This window comes from Desulfosporosinus sp. Tol-M2 (assembly GCF_059735615.1).
In genome coordinates this window covers 1-17,504 of the sequence record NZ_JCAIJG010000015.1, presented here as the reverse complement: position 1 = coordinate 17,504, position 17,504 = coordinate 1, and the positions used below count along the sequence as shown (strand labels likewise).

The 17,504-nt window shown below is 45.4% G+C and carries 19 protein-coding genes; 16 read left to right on the top strand and 3 right to left on the bottom strand.

Going from position 1 to position 17,504, the window contains the following annotated elements; translation table 11 throughout:
* Positions 1-543 precede the first annotated feature (543 nt).
* The 15 genes from ftsY (at position 544) to rnhB (ending at position 12,893) form a co-directional block, all read left to right on the top strand.
* On the top strand, positions 544-1,479 hold the full coding sequence (ftsY, locus tag AC6I5A_RS00520) for a signal recognition particle-docking protein FtsY (RefSeq protein ID WP_034610429.1): 936 nt from the start codon (positions 544-546) through the stop codon (positions 1,477-1,479).
* Positions 1,479-2,261 (top strand): S-methyl-5'-thioadenosine phosphorylase, encoded by a 783-nt coding sequence (gene mtnP / locus AC6I5A_RS00515; protein ID WP_034610426.1) that lies wholly within the window; start codon positions 1,479-1,481, stop codon positions 2,259-2,261. The genes ftsY and mtnP overlap by 1 nt, the downstream gene beginning before the upstream one ends.
* 15 nt (positions 2,262-2,276) lie before the next feature.
* A complete protein-coding gene (gene mtnA / locus AC6I5A_RS00510) occupies positions 2,277-3,314 on the top strand; it encodes an S-methyl-5-thioribose-1-phosphate isomerase (RefSeq protein ID WP_034610423.1) in 1,038 nt (345 codons plus the stop codon).
* 69 nt (positions 3,315-3,383) lie between these two features.
* Positions 3,384-4,685 (top strand): amidohydrolase, encoded by a 1,302-nt coding sequence (locus tag AC6I5A_RS00505; protein ID WP_034610420.1) that lies wholly within the window; start codon positions 3,384-3,386, stop codon positions 4,683-4,685.
* 117 nt (positions 4,686-4,802) lie between these two features.
* Positions 4,803-5,171 (top strand): putative DNA-binding protein, encoded by a 369-nt coding sequence (locus AC6I5A_RS00500; protein WP_034610418.1) that lies wholly within the window; start codon positions 4,803-4,805, stop codon positions 5,169-5,171.
* A gap of 132 nt (positions 5,172-5,303) precedes the next feature.
* Positions 5,304-6,656 carry a signal recognition particle protein gene (gene ffh, locus AC6I5A_RS00495; protein ID WP_034610415.1) on the top strand — a complete coding sequence of 451 codons (1,353 nt, stop codon included), beginning with the start codon at positions 5,304-5,306 and terminating at the stop codon, positions 6,654-6,656.
* A gap of 488 nt (positions 6,657-7,144) precedes the next feature.
* The gene (rpsP, locus tag AC6I5A_RS00490) at positions 7,145-7,417 is read left to right on the top strand and encodes a 30S ribosomal protein S16 (RefSeq protein ID WP_034610413.1); all 273 of its coding nucleotides are present in this window, start codon (positions 7,145-7,147) and stop codon (positions 7,415-7,417) included.
* Positions 7,418-7,435: 18 nt separating this feature from the next.
* Positions 7,436-7,666 (top strand): KH domain-containing protein, encoded by a 231-nt coding sequence (locus tag AC6I5A_RS00485; RefSeq protein ID WP_034610411.1) that lies wholly within the window; start codon positions 7,436-7,438, stop codon positions 7,664-7,666.
* Positions 7,667-7,765: 99 nt separating this feature from the next.
* Entirely contained in the window at positions 7,766-8,257 is a 492-nt protein-coding gene (gene rimM, locus AC6I5A_RS00480) for a ribosome maturation factor RimM (protein ID WP_034610409.1), read from the top strand.
* Between the two features lie 75 nt (positions 8,258-8,332).
* On the top strand, positions 8,333-9,154 hold the full coding sequence (trmD, locus tag AC6I5A_RS00475; RefSeq protein WP_034610408.1) for a tRNA (guanosine(37)-N1)-methyltransferase TrmD: 822 nt from the start codon (positions 8,333-8,335) through the stop codon (positions 9,152-9,154).
* Between the two features lie 52 nt (positions 9,155-9,206).
* Entirely contained in the window at positions 9,207-9,764 is a 558-nt protein-coding gene (locus tag AC6I5A_RS00470) for an RNA methyltransferase (RefSeq protein WP_034610405.1), read from the top strand.
* Between the two features lie 124 nt (positions 9,765-9,888).
* The gene (rplS, locus tag AC6I5A_RS00465; protein WP_034610403.1) at positions 9,889-10,257 is read left to right on the top strand and encodes a 50S ribosomal protein L19; all 369 of its coding nucleotides are present in this window, start codon (positions 9,889-9,891) and stop codon (positions 10,255-10,257) included.
* 303 nt (positions 10,258-10,560) lie between these two features.
* Positions 10,561-11,073: a signal peptidase I gene (gene lepB, locus AC6I5A_RS00460; protein ID WP_034610402.1), complete on the top strand. Its 513-nt coding sequence runs from the start codon at positions 10,561-10,563 to the stop codon at positions 11,071-11,073.
* 163 nt (positions 11,074-11,236) lie between these two features.
* Entirely contained in the window at positions 11,237-12,061 is an 825-nt protein-coding gene (gene ylqF / locus AC6I5A_RS00455) for a ribosome biogenesis GTPase YlqF (protein ID WP_034610400.1), read from the top strand.
* A gap of 49 nt (positions 12,062-12,110) precedes the next feature.
* Entirely contained in the window at positions 12,111-12,893 is a 783-nt protein-coding gene (rnhB, locus tag AC6I5A_RS00450) for a ribonuclease HII (RefSeq protein ID WP_497900374.1), read from the top strand.
* Positions 12,894-12,974: 81 nt separating this feature from the next.
* On the opposite strand, the gene AC6I5A_RS00445 is transcribed toward rnhB, so the two are convergent.
* From AC6I5A_RS00445 to AC6I5A_RS00435, 3 genes are read right to left on the bottom strand one after another with little or no spacing between them, the layout of a single operon-like run.
* Positions 12,975-14,078: a GerAB/ArcD/ProY family transporter gene (locus AC6I5A_RS00445; RefSeq protein ID WP_034610397.1), complete on the bottom strand. Its 1,104-nt coding sequence runs from the start codon at positions 14,076-14,078 to the stop codon at positions 12,975-12,977.
* 8 nt (positions 14,079-14,086) lie between these two features.
* On the bottom strand, positions 14,087-15,271 hold the full coding sequence (locus tag AC6I5A_RS00440; RefSeq protein ID WP_034610395.1) for a Ger(x)C family spore germination protein: 1,185 nt from the start codon (positions 15,269-15,271) through the stop codon (positions 14,087-14,089).
* Entirely contained in the window at positions 15,268-16,884 is a 1,617-nt protein-coding gene (locus AC6I5A_RS00435; RefSeq protein ID WP_052167792.1) for a spore germination protein, read from the bottom strand. Before AC6I5A_RS00435 ends, AC6I5A_RS00440 begins: the two co-directional genes overlap by 4 nt.
* Positions 16,885-17,203: 319 nt before the next feature.
* Between AC6I5A_RS00435 and AC6I5A_RS00430 the strand changes: the two genes are divergently transcribed.
* On the top strand, positions 17,204-17,504 hold a 301-nt coding region (locus tag AC6I5A_RS00430), incomplete at its 3' end, for a YraN family protein (RefSeq protein WP_034610392.1).

Below are 17,504 nucleotides of genomic sequence, written 5' to 3'. Positions count from 1 at the left end.
ATAATGAACCTACAGCTACCCATAATGCAACAACCAGAAAGTCTTGAACCTTAAATGAATTTATATATATGAGAGAACCACTTCTCTTGTACCGAATGTAGGATGAGATATGAAAAATTATCAATCCTACAGTAATTGTTGTACATATCCAATAAAACAAATCAAAATCCTCCTTGTAGTTCTTCCGTAAAAGTATAAGACCTAGCTATTTCGTCTAACGGTTATTTAACGAATTTCGTTAATTGTACTCTGAATAGACTTTACACGAACTAGTTCGTATATATATCCTTTATTCGTACAATGAATCCATTCGACAGCAATGAATAGTTTCCCTTTATTTACTCCTTGGGTCCGATAACCAACGTTATAAGTGAGGAAATTAGATTCCTCATTTATAATCAAATCCGACGGTGAATGACGATGCAGCTGTTTCCGTTTTAGAGCTTGGAGTAAAAAAAAGTGCAATCTACGATGCACTATGGTATTCTAACCTTGTATTTCAAATTCGAATCTCGACTAAGTCTATGAGAGGGTGTTAAAATAGTGGCAGGACTTTTCGCAAAGCTCAAAGAAGGTCTAACCAAAACACGGGAAAATTTTGTGGGTAGAATTGAAGAGGTTTTTACCGGCCGGAAGAGAATTGATGAAGAGTTATATGAAGAATTGGAAGAGGTGCTGATCCGTTCAGACGTCGGTGTCAATACAGCATTTGAATTGGTTGAACGGCTGCGAAAAGAAGTCAAAAAACAAAAAATCTCACAGCCAAGTGAGCTTTATCAGGTTCTCCAGGAATTGATCACAGAGTTATTAGGCGAGGAAGAAACGCTTACCTTAGCAAAGCAAGGTCCCAGCATTATTCTCGTGGTTGGGGTAAACGGGGTTGGCAAAACAACCACGATCGGTAAGCTTGCGAACCGGTTAAAAAAGGATGGAAAACGGGTTATCATGGTTGCGGGAGATACCTTTCGGGCAGCGGCTATTGATCAACTTGAGGTTTGGGGAGAACGAGCCGGGATAGAGGTTATTAAACAGCGGGAAGGCGCGGACCCGGCAGCTGTGGCCTATGATGCGGTACAAGCTGCCAAATCGCGTGGGATAGACGTTGTGCTTGTGGATACCGCCGGCCGCCTCCATAATAAAGTAAACTTAATGGAAGAATTGCGTAAGGTCAAGCGGGTAATTGAACGGGAAATTCCGGGGGCGCCTCACGAAGTGTTACTTGTATTGGATGCCACTACGGGACAGAACGCTTTGCAACAAGCCAAACTTTTTCAAGAAGTGGCAGGAGTGACAGGAATTGTCTTAACGAAGCTGGATGGAACAGCCAAAGGGGGCGTCGTGTTAGGAATCAAAGGGGAAACTAGGATTCCGGTGAAATGGATTGGGATAGGAGAGGGAATCGAAGATCTGCGCTCGTTTGTGCCTAAGGATTTCGCAGCAGCACTTTTTAACCGGCCAGACGGGGAGGGAGCATTCTGATTTTTTATGCACTTATTGGGGGAACCGGAGTTGAGAACTTGACGCTGACCGAAAAGCGCGCTATCACGGTGGAAACTCCTTATGGTACGGTAGAACCCGTAGTTGGCAAACTCACGAATCGGGAAATTGTTTTCATGAGCCGACATGGAGGCTGTCACGCCACACCTCCCCATCTCGTGAATTACAGGGCTAATATTTGGGCGCTGCGAAAACTTGGGGTGCGAAAGATTCTCGCCACAGCGGCGGTTGGTTCTTTATCTCCAAATTTTCATTCTGGTGAGTTAGTACTTCCAGATCAATTTCTTGATTTTACTAAAAGTCGTACGCAGACTTTTTACGAAGGTGGGGAACAGGGTGTACTCCATGTGGATATGACCGAGCCCTATTGTTCTGATGTGCGCCGGGTTATTATGGATGCTTCAGAGCAGCTTGGGTTTGTGATAAAGAATGGGGCATGTTATGTTTGTACTGAAGGTCCACGTTTTGAAACCCCTGCAGAGATTCGCATGTTTCAGCACTTAGGGGGGGACCTTGTAGGAATGACGAGCGTCCCTGAAGTTGTTCTGGCTCGAGAGCTGGGGATGTGCTACGCCTCCATCGGGATGGTCACGAATGAAGCAGCCGGGATTACATCCCAGCCGTTAACCCATGCTGAAGTAATGGAAAGCATGAAGGCACTAGGAGTAAAGGTTACAAAAATCATTGAAGAGAGTATTGGATTATGGACTCCCGATCAGAATTGTCGATGTGCCTCAGCAAATAGAGAAGTGGGTAAGTTTTAGAAAGGCAGTGGGACGATGAAATCGATCGAATGGTTAGGGAATGCCTTGCGAATATTAGATCAGAGCAAGCTTCCAGTAGAAACTGTATATCGGGATGCTTTGTCCTATGAGGATGTGGCAGAGGCTATTGAACACATGGAAGTACGCGGCGCGCCTGCTATTGGGGCAGCTGCCGCATATGGATTTGCCTTAGGAGCGCAAGGGTATCAGGGGAATATAGAGGGGCTGCCCGGTTACATGGAAGTGGTACAAGACAGACTCGGGGCGACTCGGCCCACAGCGGTCAACCTGTTTTGGGCACTTCGGCGTATGGAAGATCGTTTACGTGAATGCAGGGAGGTCAAAGATTTAGCTGAGGTGCGGCAGATTTTAATTGAGGAAGCGGATCATATCGCTGAGGATGATCGCCGGGTGAACGGCTTAATTGGGGAATATGGAAATGAGATTATCCCGGAGAAGGCCAATATTCTGACCCATTGTAACGCTGGAGCTTTAGCCACAGTAGAGTACGGTACTGCTCTTGGGGTAATTCGAAAGGCTAATGAAACAGGGAAGACTATTCATGTTTATGCAGATGAGACACGACCTTTATTACAAGGGGCACGCCTAACGACCATGGAACTTATGCAAGACAAGATTCCGGTGACCCTAATTGCAGATAATATGGCTGGATATTTAATGCAACAAGGTAAGGTTGACCTTGTGATTGTAGGAGCGGATCGAATCGCGGCCAACGGAGATACTGCGAATAAAATCGGGACTTACTCCTTGGCAGTCTTGGCCCAAGCGCATGCCATTCCTTTTTATGTAGCAGCTCCAACCTCGACCATTGATTTAAAAGTAGCAACCGGTCAAGAAATACCGATTGAAGAACGTCCTGACAAGGAAATGCGAGAATGCTTTGGGGTACAAGTCGCCCCTGCGGAGGTCAATGTATATAATCCGGCCTTTGATGTCACCCCGGCGAAATATATCACGGGGATTATTACCGAAAAAGGGATTATGACCAATCCTTATTCAGTGAACATCCTTAAATTAATGGTGCGATCCTAAATTTCGGATTGAGCTTTGCCATAGAATTGAGGTTATCCCTTGACGAAGGGTGTGAGGAGGATAGAGAGTATGTCGAAACTTCTAATACGGTCCATGGTGTTACCCATGACCGGACAGGATGTATTTTATCCCCAAGGGGAAATTGCTATCGAGAACGATCGGATTGTATCGGTAGGGGCGCAGGGCTCTGTCCCGGCAAGGTTTATTCCTGATCGTATTCTGGAATTACCTAACGACGTGGTTATGCCGGGGTTAATAAACACTCATACCCACGCAGCTATGACCTTACTCAGGAGCTATGCAGACGATCTGCCGCTTATGCCTTGGCTTAATGAGAAGGTTTGGCCATTCGAAGAAAAATTGACAGAAGAAGACATCTATTGGGGAACGGCCTTGGCGCTTTGTGAGATGATTCGTTCCGGTACGACCACCATGCTGGATATGTATCTTTCAATGGATCAAGTCGCGGAAGCGGTGCTCAAAGCAGGGACTCGTGCTGTCCTTTCACGAGGACTGGTCGGAAATAATCCAAACGGCAACCGGGCCTTAGCAGAAAATATTGAATTGGTTCGATGTTATCACGGCGCCGGTAATGGGCGAGTGAGCATCATGTTTGGGCCGCACGCTCCTTATACTTGCGGAGCGGAGTATCTACAACGCGTGAAAGTTGAGGCGGATCGGCTGGGTGTGGGAATACATATACATGTGGCCGAAACCATAGATGAGATTAAGAATATTGGAGAGCAATACGGAAAAACTCCTGTGCAGTGGCTCGATGGGCTTGGGTTTTTCGGAGGGCATGTAGTAGCCGCACACTGTGTTCATTTGACGCCGGAGGATATGGATATCCTGGCTAGTAGGCACGTTTGTGTCGCTCATAATGCCGAAAGTAATATGAAACTAAGCAGTGGAACCGCTCCCATAACCGAGCTGAGTGCCAAAGGCGTGGTCATAGGACTCGGAACGGATAGCGCGTCCAGTAATAACAATCTCGATCTTTTTGGGGAGATGCGCTCAGTAGCATTTCAACAAAAGCTTAAGGTGGGTTCGACCGTACTGCCGGCTTATGAAGTATTGGAAATGGCCACGCTTGGCGGTGCTCAAACGCTCGGTCTTGAAGATGTTGGGATGCTCGCCCCGGGCTTTAAAGCAGATATCATCACCATAGACATGGCGCAACCGCATTTCTATCCTCGTTTTTCTATCCCGGCACATCTGGTCTATGTTGCCCATGCAGGGGACGTACGCACGGTGATGGTAGATGGTAAAATCATCATGGAAGAACGGAAACTATTGACTATGGATGCAGATAAGGTTTGTCAAGAAGTTGAAACCCGGGCGAAGCGGATTTCAGCGGAGTTAAATGGTTAATTACGGCGGATTCACGAATCCGTGAGCGCAATAGATGAGTTGCCCCTACTTGACAAACTATTAAATATAGTCTAGAATTCGTCTGTAAAGTAAAAATGCTTTACAGGGGGTTCAAGATTGGAAAAACTTGCCAAAATAGCTCTCTTAGTAGATTTTTATGGCCCACTTCTTACGGAAAAGCAACGAAACGTTTGGGAACTTCATTACCAACACGATCTTTCTTTGGCTGAAATCGCAGAAGTGGAACATATCAGCCGCCAGGCTATTCATGATTTGATCAAACGCACAGAACGGATTCTTGCAGAATATGAGGAGAAATTAGGGCTTGTTCAGAGGTTCTGGGCGGAGCGTGAGAAATTAACGGAAGTGAAAACCTTGGCACAGGGATTAAATGAGCAAGATTTTACCAGCCGATCAGCATGGGAGTGCTACCAACAACTACACGTCTTAATTAATGAAGTTTATGTCAATATTTCGGATGACTGAGAACAGAAGTCAGAGACCGGAAGCCGGAGGTCAAAACCGGAGCTAATAAGCTGAAGGCGGGGGCCGGGACTTAGAGGATAGAAGTCGGCAAGGGGACTCGTAGAGTGGATCAAAGCGAAAGCGGGGACAGACATGTTTCAAGGACTAAGCGAAAAACTCCAAGAAACATTTAAGCGGCTCAAAGGAAAGGGCAAGTTAAAGGAAACAGATGTCAACGAGGCTATGCGCGAGGTGCGAGTTGCTTTATTGGAAGCAGATGTTAACTTTAAAGTAGTCAAGGACTTTGTAGCCAAGGTTAAAGAACGTTCGATCGGACAGGAAGTCTTAGAATCCCTTTCTCCCGCACAACATGTTATTAAGATTGTGCATGAAGAAATGATTGAACTTATGGGTGGCGCAACAGGTAAAATTCTCATAGCCTCAAAACCCCCAACAGTGATTTTACTCATAGGTCTGCAAGGAGCAGGGAAGACAACCCATGTGGCGAAATTAGCCAATATGCTCAAAAAACAAGGTAAGCATCCGCTGTTGGTTGCCTGTGATATTTATCGCCCCGCAGCGATAAAGCAATTGCAGGTCTTGGGTGATCAACTGGCAGTGCCTGTTTTTTCTATGGGTCAAGAGGCTCCGGCGGATATTGCTAAGGCGAGCATCAAGCATGCTAATTCAAATGGGCAAGACGTGGTTATTATCGATACGGCCGGACGTTTGCATATCAACGAAGAGCTGATGACTGAACTTCGCGACATTAAAACCGCTGTCAAACCCAATGAGATTTTATTAGTAGTGGACGCAATGACGGGTCAGGACGCAGTTAATGTTGCGGAATCGTTTCATCGGGAACTGGGTCTTGATGGTGTCATTCTCACTAAACTGGATGGTGATACTCGTGGTGGGGCTGCGCTTTCTATTAAAGCAGTGACCGGGTGTACCGTAAAGTTTGCCGGAATAGGCGAGAAAATGGATGCCCTGGAACCATTTCACCCGGACCGTATGGCTTCTCGAATTTTGGGGATGGGCGATGTCCTGACCCTGATCGAGAAAGCGCAAGAGTCCTTCGATGAAAAAAAAGCAAAAGAAATGGAACAGAAGCTGCGCAAACAAGAATTCACTCTCGATGATTTTCTGGAACAAATGCAACAGATGAAAAAAATGGGCCCGCTTTCCTCGATCCTTGAAATGCTCCCAGGGAGTATAGGTAAGCAACTTAAAGATGTGCAGATTGACGAAAAAGATACTGCTCATATTGAGGCTATCATTCGTTCCATGACGACAGAAGAACGCCGAAAACCAGGTATCATTAAAGATTCACGTAAAAAAAGGATTGCTAAGGGAAGCGGTACATCGGTTCAAGACGTCGGACGGCTCCTGAAACAGTTTGAACAAATGCAAAAAATGGTGAAACATTTTGCCAGTCCAAGTAGCTTGGGCATGTTGGGCAGTGGTAAAAAAGGCAAAAAGGGTAAAAAACGGGGATTCATGTGAGGGACTTGTGTAACACAGCTCTCGATGCTTACGACGCAGAGCAAACTAAGGAACTTGCGTTATAACGCTCACTTGCTTGCTCTCGCAGATCAAACTAAGACTAAAGAGCTTGATTTGTGAGAGGGCGGGGTACCCGGCAAATCGGACATCCTTTTCCGGTTGCCGGTCGTGTACGTCCTTGTTCATTGCCCCGTGTTTTGGGTCGCTTTCACGGAAGTTTGCTATTCCGCTTACGTAAAAGACGTCGCGTTTGTGTGACACTGCGTCCCGGGCTTGGAACAAGATAAATGAGCTAATATTTTGATGGACATGCGCTATAATAGGGCGTTGTTTATATAATAAACTTACTTTAAACGGGGTTTATAAACTCCATCTTGAAGTTTAGTTGAACTAATCCAGGGGCTAAATGTGCGATGTCGATTTTGGATGTAAGACATTCGAACCTCGAACCTCGAACTTCGAACCTCGATCAATGAGGAGGTGAAAAAATGGCTACCAAAATTCGCTTATGCCGCATGGGTGCGAAAAAAAGTCCTATCTATCGAATGGTTATTGCTGACGCTAAAGCTCCCCGTGATGGACGTTTCATCGAACAAATTGGATATTATGATCCGACAAAGAACCCTGTGGTTTTGAACATCGACGAGGAAAAGGCTCTAAAATGGCTATCAACGGGAGCACAACCTTCTAATACTGCTAAATCTTTGCTGAGTCAGGCTGGTGTCTTAACAAAATTCCACGAGTCCAAGAACAAAGTGTAAATGAGAGGGGGGGTTCCTGTGAAGGAACTTGTAGAAATCCTCGCGAAAGCACTTGTCGATCATGCTGATCAAGTCAACGTTATCCAGTCTGAGACGGATAAGAGTGTTCATTTGCAACTGACTGTCGCACCTGAAGATATGGGTAAGGTTATTGGAAAACAGGGAAAGATCGCCAACGCTATTCGTACGCTCGTTAAAGCGGCAGCTGTTAAAGACGGTCGCCGAGTTCATATAGACATCGATCAATAATCTTGAGAAGGGCTTAGTGCCCTTCTCAACGTTTAAACTATCAAAACTATCAAAACTATCAAAACTATCAAAACTATCTGCTGTAAGGGGGCAAAAAGTATGGATGACGTGCTGATCGGAGAAGTGTTACGTCCGCAGGGGTTAAACGGCGAACTGAAGATTTACCCTTTAACAACTGATCCTGCACGATTTCTGAAGTTGCAGGAAGTATGTTTGCGGTATGGGGAGATCGAGAAACACTTCAAGATTATTGCGGCCCGAGTACAGCGGGATTTAGTCTTTCTCACGGTAGAAGGGATTGAGGGTATAGACCAGGCAGGAAAGTACCGAGGGTGGGAGGTTCGGATTGACCGCTCAGAAGTTCCTCCTCTGCAAGAGGGTTGGTACTATTTCGAACTTGAAGGGATGCAAGTTTATGAAGGGGATGTCTTGCTAGGCACCTTATCTCAAGTCTTGGAAACTGGAGCAAATGATGTCTATGTGGTTAAGGGGGCTAAAGGCGAAATATATGTCCCGGCACTCAAAAGTGTTGTCTTGCATGTGGATGTCAAAGGCCGACGCATGGATGTCACACTTCCTCGAGGACTGTAATTCGATGTTCGAGGTTTGAACATCGAACATCGAATACCGAATCACGAACGACGATTGTTGGAGGGTTAACATCGGATGATACAATTTACCGTCTTAACATTATTTCCAGAAATGTTTACACCTCTAAATGAAAGCATCCTCAAACGCGCCCAAGAAGCCGGATTGGTTAAAATACAGTTTGTGAATTTTCGAGATTATGCGATCAGTAAACACAAGAATGTGGATGATGTTCCCTATGGTGGGGGCGCCGGCATGCTCTTAAAGCCCGAACCTATTTTTGCTGCCATACGAGATTTGCCCCAGCCCTGTGGTAGACGGAGGATTATACTCATGTCTCCCCAAGGGGATGTCTTTCGTCAAGAGAAGGCTAAGGAGTGGTCTGAACAAGAGGAATTGGTTTTTATATGTGGGCATTACGAGGGGTTTGATGAGCGAATCCGTGAGTTGGCTGACGAAGAGGTGTCCCTCGGAGACTATGTGTTGACAGGCGGGGAACTAGCAGCGATGGTCATGATTGATGCAGTGGTGCGACTAATTCATGGAGTGCTCGGAGAGGGTACTTCCGCCGAAGAGGATTCGCACAGCAACTCACTCCTGGAATATCCCCAGTATACGCGTCCGGCCGATTTTGAGGGAAGGCAGGTTCCCGGAATTTTATTATCCGGCCATCACGCACTGATTAAGCGGTGGCGGAGAAAAGAGTCACTGAGGCGTACTTTTTTGCGGCGTCCGGATTTATTTAAAGCAATTCCCTTTGGAGTTGATGATTATCCGCTGTTAGAAGAACTTATCCTTGAACATGAGGAATTTGCAGCCTATCAAGCATTGTGGAAACATCTCCGCCCGCTGCCCAAGCGACGGCGGAAGACCTCGCCTCATCCCCAGGAAAAACAATAGATATATTAATCCAAATACCTCTTGGTAAAGGAAGTGCGTTGGGAGGAACTCCATGGCAGACATATATTTAGCATTAATCCATGCCCCAGTGTACAATAAAAATATGAAGACGGTAGCGACTTCAATCACCAACTTGGATCTGCATGATATTGCACGTTGCTCAACAACTTATGGTCTAAAACGTTATTTTGTTGTTCACCCCGCTGAAGCACAACGCCAGTTAGCCAAACGTATTCTGGGCTTTTGGCAAGAGGGGTATGGAGCTGTTTATAATCCAGATCGACAAGAAGCGTTTGCCCGGGTAAAAATCGTGGCGAATTTGAATGAAGTTTATGCAGAAATTGAAGCGGAACAGGGGGCAGCTCCTGTAAAAGTGGCGACGGATGCTCGAAAATATGCCAATACAGTCACTTATGCACAACTCCGTAAGGACATCGAAACTGAAGAAGTACCAATTCTATTAATGTTTGGTACGGGTTGGGGACTGCTTAAGGAAGATGTCGAGCAGATGGATCGAATTTTGGAGCCGATCTATGGACCCACGGATTATAATCATTTATCCGTACGGTCCGCAGTAGCTATTATTTTGGACCGCTTACGCGGACACTGAGATGGTCTGGAAAATTGTTGCATAGCTTAATAGGTTGTGATAAAATAAGCGGGTCAGTTAATAGGTGGTCCGCTCGCTGAAATCAGTGTATGAACATCTAGACAAGGAAGGAGGGAATTCTATTATGGATTATATTCGCATGATTGAAGAAGAACAAATGAAAAACGATCTTCCTAAATTCCGTCCGGGAGATACAGTACGTGTACATGTGCGTATTATTGAGGGAACCCGTGAACGTATACAAGTTTTCGAAGGCCTTGTCATCGCTATGAAAGGTAGCGGCATCAGAGAGACCTTTACTGTCCGTCGTGTCTTCGCCGGTGTCGGTGCAGAACGTACTTTTCCTTTACACTCACCTCGCTTGGACAAGATTGAGGTGGCTCGCCGGGGTGTGGTTCGCCGGGCTAAGCTATATTATCTACGTGCACTTTCAGGTAAGGCGGCACGGATTCGTGATCGCCGTACTGTCAAAGGTATAAATGGGCCGGAGTAATCTGGCTCTTTTTTTTGCTAGTTAAAGCATAGGCGGACTGAGACCAGTTGTTACACTCAGCCATCAAGGCGCCCAGCCATCCCGGTGCCTTACCATCCTTGGTGGCACTCTAACCTCGAACATCCTTGTTCGAGTCATGGCTACAGGGACACTTGTCCATCCCGGCGCCCAGCCATCCATGGCGGCGCTACTAACCTCGAACATCCTGTTCGAGTCATGGACAGCGATTTTTATTGTTTTATGGCGTATGCTCCGAGGATTCTTGTTCATACTAAAAGAGTAGTACAAGAGGGGAGCGAGACGATGGAACGTCAGAAAACAAAACGAAAATGGATATTGGGTATTATCGCTGCGGTTCTACTGATTGGTATTTTTCTTCGTTGGGTAGTGTTGCAACCTTATCTGATTCGGCAGCCTTCCATGGAACCCGGTTTGGTTTCAGGAGACCGCATTGTCGTCAATCGACTTGCCTATCGCGGGTGTGCTCCCACTAGAGGGGATGTCGTCGTGTTTGCGTTCCCGAAGGACTTAAAGCGAACCTTTGTTAAACGAGTTATTGCCGCCGAGGGTGAAACAGTCGAACTTCGCGACAATAAAGTTTTTGTGAACGGAGACGTTATTGCGGAGCCCTACGTTAAACCTGGTGATTATCCTCCTTATGGTCCGGAAGTTGTTCCAGTGGGGAAGGTGTTTGTCTTAGGGGATAACCGTCGTGAGAGTGAAGACTCGCGAGAATGGGGTCTTCTCCCGAAAAACTACCTCTTAGGAAAAGCTTGGTTATTATACTACCCTTTTCAACGGTTTAGGTTTTTTTAGCGTGCGTGAGATTCGTCCAGGTTATTCCATTAGGTAACGATAAATTAATCCGGTGGGTCACGTCAAATTATTCCGGTTAATATTTTTATGGGGTTTCTTCCATAAATCAGAGGCCCTCCAAATATCGTGTGCGGCTCTGCGAGAAGGATAAAGAGGGGTATTCATGAGTATTCAATGGTTTCCGGGGCATATGGCTAAAACAAGACGCCTTTTAATTGAGCAACTTAAATGGGTAGATGTTGTTTTAGAACTTGCCGATGCTCGCATACCAGATAGTAGTCGTAATCCAATGCTCCATAAACTGCTCGGAAATAAACATCGATTATTACTCTTGAATAAAGTGGATTTAGCAGATCCCACCTGGACGGCAAAATGGCTTACTTACCTAAGAGCTTCAAGCCCTGTTTATGCGGTTAGCGCAACTTCAGGGTTAGGAGTTAAACAGATTGTGCCAGAATTGGAACGCATGGTGCTGGGAAAACAAGCAAAACAGGCTGAAAAGGGTATTCGTCTACAGACGATTAAGGTGATGATTGTGGGGATTCCCAACATTGGCAAGTCGTCCTTGATTAATCAATTGACGGGCGGAGCCCAAGCAAAAGTCGGTAACAAACCTGGCGTGACCCGGGGAAAGCAATGGGTTCGGATTCATAAACGAGTTGAACTGTTGGATACACCGGGAATGTTGTGGCCTAAACTTGAAGTTCCTGAAGTTGGGCGGAAGCTGGCTGCTCTCGGAGCCATAAAAGATGATGTTTTTGACATTGAAGAATTATCTGCCTGGATCATAGATTGGCTCAATTTGCACTCTCCAAAGGCCTTACTCCGTTATCAGGTCTCGGATTCAGAGGTTACCTTGGAGAGTCTGGGAAGAAAACGGGGGTGCTTGATTCACGGTGGGCGTGTGGATCTGCTCAAAGCCGCTCAGATTTTCCTGCGTGAACTTCGTACGGGACAACTTGGTCCGATAACAATGGATTATATTTAATTGACTTTACATGTCAAAGTGAGAATTAGGCGGAGAAGAGGAGAGAAGCGTGGAACCGTTATCCCTGATGAGTATACGGGAAGTCGAAGAAGCACTGTATAAAAATCCTTCCCCTCGAATGCTTAATGCATGCCGGAACGACCTGCGGCAAGGAGTTCGGCGGCTTGTGGATCGTCTACTTAAGTATCGGCAAGCACAAGCTATGGAAGAGGCCCGTATTCAGCATATGCTTGTCGAAGAAAAGAAATTATGGCAGCAAGGATTCCTGCTGCTGGCAGGTATTGATGAAGCGGGGCGGGGACCTCTGGCAGGCCCGGTTGTTGCTGCAGCGTGTATTCTGCCGGTCCGATTTGATTTATCCGGTCTCAATGATTCTAAAATGCTGACGGAGAGTAAACGGGAAAAACTTTACTCTCAGATTCAGGCGCAAGCGATTGATTATGCGCTTGGAAGTGCTGAGCCGGCGGAGATCGACGCTCTGAATATTTTACAAGCGACTAAATTAGCTATGAAGCGAGCGATTGAAGGTTTGAAAGTTCGTCCGCATTATTTGATGGTTGATGCATTAACTCTCCCTGCTGTTAAGCTGCCGCAGCTTCCGCTGATAGGGGGGGATCAAATAAGTGCGACAATCGCTGCTGCCTCGATCTTAGCAAAGGTGACACGTGACCGTTTGATGGTTGAACTCGATACCCTTTATCCGGATTATTTGTTTTCCAAAAATAAAGGGTATGGCACGCGTGAACATCTGCAAGTTTTGCGGCGTTTAGGACCATGCCCTCTGCATCGAAGAAGTTTCGCTCCGGTGAAACAAGGGACGTCGGTTATATAGAATCATAAGCAGGTAAGCAAAATGACCAATAAATTACAACTTGCTTTTCGAATCCTTGTTCAAACGGACTTTGTGAGTTTGCTAAGGATTCTTTTTGCTATAGCCCAGTCCCCGGAATTTGGCAACGCTTATTAACAGAAGAGGGATCCCTATTTCAATCGGCAAGGAATAGAACGGCCAGATTTTATCCAGATAATCAATAACTTGCATTAAACTTCTAAAGGAATAATAGGCGAAAAGATTAAGAGCTACAATGACTGGAATAATAAGTTTACGGTAATTCTTCATTCTAAAAAGCTGGGCTAAGCCAAGAACAATAGCATAGATAAGTATACTTAGTTTAAGATAACTACCTAAAAAATTTGTAATCATAAAAAACGGATCCATTCGTTCAATAGCTCGTCCTATACTTGCATAACGACTCAAAAGGTAATAAGGGATCTTTAAAATGTTGCATTCCAAGCCAAAAATCATAGTGTAGGAGCCCGTTGTCAGGACGCCGCCCAGACCAATAGCAACGATGGCGGACACCAATATTTTAGCGACCTTTTGGTTATTCCTGATGTTTGGGTAGAAAAAGAGAACTATGAGGAATTCCCCCGCATAAGCGATTACCGTTAATGAGCTGCGTAAGATATTGCCGATGCCGTCTCCAAACACCGGCAACAATTCTGTAAAATCGAATTCGGGAATAAGTAATAAATAACTCATCAAAAAAAATACCAAAATTATAAAGAAGAGAAAATCGGCACTTCGTCCTATTACCTCCAAGCCGTGGTATACAGCATAAGCAGGCGCTAGACTGATTAGGATAAAGAGAACCGGAATGGGGGTATCTGGAAGCGTAACCATGGCAAAAAGACCAACGATTTCATCATAAACAAGAACTCCGGTATGAAAAATCCAGAGAATAACCAGGGCGCTGACAAATTTACCCAACCACGGTCCCAGAACCAGATCGCTATATTCTACAAAGGTCTGCTGAGGAAACATTGCCCCAAGTTTAGAAGTTATCCAGACCATAAGTCCTGCGCAGGGGATAAAGAAAAGAGCGCACATTAGCCAACCATCCCTGGGGGCATAGCCGGCGATAATCGTGGGCAGGTTTAAGATGGCAGTGGCCATATATGTCCAAAACATAATAAAAAAAAGTTGACGTCCATTTATCCTGCCTTCTTCCAGCATCTTTCCACCTACTTTTTGAGTTTACCGCTAAAGGTTTTACTTAATAAGCCATCTCTTATAATTATACTGTCCGCCTTAACGTTAATTGCTGCTTCTGAATACATTTTAGGCCATTGTTCCTTAATACTATCCCAAAGGGCTTTATCCTTGATTTCTACCAGCCGTCCGATGCCGAAGATATCAGACTCACTTTCCTGAGCTTGCTTGAATGCGGAACGGATATGTGCTTCCAACGTTTGATTCAAGGCTGTTTCCGCGCGCTGAAAATCCTCCAGGCTGTTGAGTGGATAGGACCCGCTTTCCACCAGTTCGCCGCGTATTTTGACCATAATATCCGCAGTAATGCGTTTTTCCTGATCAATTTGAACACTGATTTTTGCTTTTTTTTCATTAAACAAACAAGCAATTTGACCGAGGTCAGCAATGGAAACGGTTTGGCTTCCCTGTTTGGCTTCACCTTTTGCCAGCACGAAGCCTTGGGTTTCAGTATTGTTAAGCCAACCGCCCAACTTTTCTGTCTTAAAGAGGGCGAGACCGTTTATTATTAGGTTGTTTTCCTTTTTGAGTTTGTCTGATACAGATACTTCCAAAACCGGAGCCCAGGCGTCTATGCCAGGGGTCATAACTTTTTTACTAAAATCTTTTAAAGTTATTTCCTCAATCCCATAGGATTGGATTTTACCATAGCCTCCCAAGCCGTATATTTCCTTACCTATGTCGCTTTCCATTGTCGGTTTGGCTTGCAGCAGCTCGAAGGCGTTCCCTTTGGCGACATAAATCTTACTCCTTAATCGAATGGGAGGGTACCTCAACAGGTAATCTAATGTCTCGTTTAGATTTCCCTCACAAACCGCTCGACCAAGAATTAGGACTTGGGCATGAGCGAAAAATATAACTCTTGGTACTTTGGGGGTCATATTTTGGACAGCTTCCTCAAGGGATTGACCTTGAGATTCAACAACTTCATAGCTTTGTTCAGACTCGCTTGTAGAGTCTTTTGAACTCCCACCCTGGTTCCCAGGGCGCAGGACAACCGCAGACAGTTTATACATAACCTTTCCACCGGTATTAAGCTGATCGATCCCTATAGCACTGGTAATCGCCAGGTTTTCTGTTTCCCGTTTGCCCCAACAGCCGGTTAAAGTGAGGAGTAGGACCAGGATAAAGGTATAAGTGAAGATTTTTTTCATCATTCTTCATTTCCCTTTGGCGGTTTGCCTTTGGGCATGATTGGTTGGCGTGTTGGGTTATTTTCTGAAACCTCAGTTGGACGTTTAAACAAAGACCATCTGGGGGCACGGAAGAGGTTTTCTTTTAAATCGCTCAAGTTTAAAGGGGCAAGAGGATCGAGATAGGGAACGCCAAAGCTGCGCAAGGAACACAGGTGGATTAAAACAAATAAGAGACCGACAGCTATACCGAGAAAGCCAAAGACTGCAGCCAGGAGCATCAGGGGAAACCGAATTAAGCGGATAGTATGGGATGCCTCAACCGCTGGAATGGTTAAAGTGGAGATAGCGGTCAAGGCGACGACAATGACTGTGACTGAAGAGACAAATCCCGCATTGACTGCCATGTCCCCAATAACCAAGGCCCCAACAATACTGATCGCCGAACCCACGGCCTTGGGTAATCTTATGCCGGCCTCGGTGATAAATTCAAAGACAGTTTCCATAAAGAGGATCTCTATCAAGACGGGAAAAGGCAGGCCTTCCCGGACGCCGGCTAAGCTGATCAGGATTTTAGTTGGCAGCATTTCCAGGTGGAAGGTGCTGACGGCAATATAAAAAGCCGGCAAAATCATAGCAATATTGAGTGTAATAAAACGTAAGTTCCGCGCAAAATTAGCAAAGGGAAACCTCACGTAATTATCATCAGCACCCTCGAGCATTCTGATAAAAGCTGCAGGAACGATAAGCACGAAGGGAGTTGTATCCATTAAAAGAGCGACTCTGCCGTTTAACAAGGCGGCGGCTACCCGGTCAGGCCTTTCGGTCACTATTACCTGGGGAAAGAGGGAATACGGCGTGTCCTCAATGAATTCCTCGATGTAGCCGGATTCGATAATACCGTCGATTTTGATGCGTTCCAGTCTTTGTTTCATTTCCTGAATCAGGCCGGCCAGGGCCAAGCCTTCAAGATAAACTATATTTACCTGGGTTTGGGTGAGGGTTCCGATGGTCATTTTTTCGAATTTTAGCTTGGGGGATTTTATTCTCCGGCGGATAAGCCCCCGATTAACCTGGATATCTTCAAGAAAACCGTCCCTGGGACCCCTTAGTGTACCCTCGGATGGGGCCTCATTGATTGGTCTGTCTTTTTGTCCACTTTTAACTCCTAAGGAAAAACAGACTGTTTCACCGTCCAGAACTAAACCTAAGGTTCCCGTTAGGATTTCTTGAATTAAGGTATTCAGATCGTCTATGGGTTTAACTTGACCAACAGTCAGTAAATGGTCGTAAATGGCTTGATGAAGAGGTCTTTTAAGAGGGTTTTCAAGAGGGTTAGCAGTGCTTTGATTTCCCTGTATCAATAATTGCAGGTTTTTTTCTAAGGAAATGGAATCTACCAGGTCATCAAGGTAGATAATGAAAGCGTCAGCAGAATTTGCGAGACCTATTTTCAAGGGTCTGGCAACCAAGTCGCAACAATTGGCCAATTCTTGCTGTAAATAGGCCATGTTGTCTTGCAGGTTGTTAGTCACAGCTTGTTGAGTCGGTGACCAAACAGGCGGTTCTGATACTTGACGTTTAACTTTTCGTTTGTGATTTATGCTCTTTGAAAGTTTTTTTAGCAGTTTAGTCACCTTCTTTGTGAGCTCGCTTTTAATTAAATACTAAATAATCAAATAAATCATTGCTTTTCCTGAGTTATTTTAGCCAAAAGGTGGTAATATATGCAGATGCTTTATTTACTATCCACTTAATTCTAAACTACGTCCACTCCGCTTAGGGTTACATGGGATCAAGAAGATTTGCCCGGGTGTTTACCATGAGGCGGAGTCTATTCCCACCGCAGCAAAGCATGTAACTCCTTATAGAAAATGGAGTCTCGAATAAAGATGCTCAAGTTGTTGATACAGAAACTTAGATGGATACATTGCTAAAGGAGCTGTCCGAAAATCTGTGGAGAATAAACAATCCCTGGGGAAATATGGCGAAGAATATACGGCTCGTCTTGTGCAAGAAGCTGGGTTAAGAATCATTACCCGTAATTATCGTTGTCCGAAAGGCGAGATGGACATTATCGCGCACGATGAAGAAACACTGGTCTTCATAGAGGTGCGTACACGTCAATCGTCTTTTAGAGGGTGGGGTGAGGAGAGTATTACGCAAAAAAAGGCGCAGCGCTTGCAGGCGATTGCTTCATATTATGTGCTGCAACAGGGGTATAAAAGCTGGCCATCCATAAGGTTTGATGTAGTTG